Origin of the sequence: Enterococcus casseliflavus NBRC 100478 (assembly GCF_001544095.1) — a bacterium.
Classification (GTDB): Bacteria; Bacillota; Bacilli; order Lactobacillales; family Enterococcaceae; genus Enterococcus_D; species Enterococcus_D casseliflavus.
In genome coordinates this window covers 1-1,625 of the sequence record NZ_BCPT01000040.1, presented here as the reverse complement: position 1 = coordinate 1,625, position 1,625 = coordinate 1, and the positions used below count along the sequence as shown (strand labels likewise).

The window sequence follows — 1,625 nt, the reverse complement described above, 5'->3', positions numbered from 1 at the left end:
AAAATCGCTAGAATGGTGGTGTAAAAATGACAAAATTGGAATCTGAACTTCTTGTACAAATCAAGCAATTAACACAGTTGCTTGAAATCCAGCAACAGGAAAATACTCTTCTTAGAGAACAAATTGCTGAAATGAATCGACGCTTGTTTGGACGAAAAAAAGAAACACCACCCGTAGATGGGCAAATCGATTTATTAGACGACTCAACTTTTAATGAACCAGAGCACACTGGACAAGAAAGCCAGGAAACCATTACGGTATCTTCTTTTAAACGCAGAAAACGCAAGGGACTCAAAGCACTTTCATTAGAAGGTCTGCCTGAAGTTCCTATTCATTATGAATTAAAAGGTGCCGATTGTTTGTGTGAAGACTGTGGTCATACTTTACATGATATCGGTGCGACAAGGCTTAGAGAAGAGCCATTGTATGTTCCTGCCCATATAGAAAAACAAGTCATCTACCAACATGCCTATCATTGCAGAGAATGTGAAGCATTAGGAGAAACAAAAATCAAAAAAGCGCCTGTTCCTAAACCGTTGATCAATAATAGTCTAGGTTCCTCTTCAATTGTGACACAGAGTATTTGGGAAAAATTTGTTAAAAAGGTGCCGGCATATCGACAAGAAAAAGAATGGCATGCACTTGGTTTCCCTCTTGATCGTAAAAAAATCACTAATTGGCATATCAAGGTAAGTGAAATGGTTTTAGAGCCAATCTACAATTGCCTTCATCAAGAATTAAGCAATCAGGAGGTCTTACACGCGGATGAGACAAGCTATCGGGTATTGAATACTCATAAAGAAAAGACCTTTTACTGGTTATATGCTTCAGGTAAAAGCGAAGAAAAACAAGTTGTGCTCTACGAGCACGCAAATTCGCGTTCCGTTGATGAGCCCAAAAGTTTTTTAGAATCATTTAGCGGTTTCTTGCATACTGATGGTTACGCGGCCTATGGAAAGCTGCCGGTAAACAATGTTTATTGTTGGGCGCATGTTCGCAGAAAGTTTTTTGAAGCATTGGGTAAACAACCGTCCCCAAAAAGTCATGCCAAAATAGGGTTAGACTTCTGTGACAAGATGTTTCGAATCGAACGGACCTTTAATAAGCTTAGCGCAGAAGAAAGGTTTGTAGCGAGGAAGGAAACGTTGCAGCCTGTGATGACTGAATTTTTTCATTGGTGTGAGAGTTTTGCTTATTTGCCAAAATCGCAGCTTGGAAAGGCGGTTCAATACGCAGTCAATCATAAAGACGGACTTCAGATTGTGTTGCTTGATGGACGGTTGGAACTTTCAAATAACCGAGCAGAGCGTGCCATCAAAGAGTTAGTGATCGGTCGAAAAAACTGGCTATTTTCTAAAAGCTTAAAAGGCGCTAGATCAAATGGAATTATATTGAGTATTATCCAGACAGCTGTTGCGAATGGGTTAAACATCCGCAAATATTTAAATCATCTTTTTACAGAGATTCCCAATCTGTCTTCGATGACACCTGAAGCGCTACGCGCTTATCTGCCATGGAATCAGCAGATACAAGAAATCTGTAAATAATATAAGCCACAAATAACCTGATTTGAGTGTATCAAATCGGGCTATTTGTGTTTAGGTACCATTCTATGACACGCTTAC

At 39.5% G+C, this 1,625-nt stretch carries 1 protein-coding gene; it reads left to right on the top strand.

Annotation, left to right across the window (positions count from 1 at the left end; translation table 11 throughout):
- The first annotated feature begins 26 nt into the window (after positions 1-26).
- Positions 27-1,547 (top strand): IS66 family transposase, encoded by a 1,521-nt coding sequence (gene tnpC, locus ECA1_RS16640; RefSeq protein ID WP_010749202.1) that lies wholly within the window; start codon positions 27-29, stop codon positions 1,545-1,547.
- Positions 1,548-1,625: the final 78 nt, after the last annotated feature.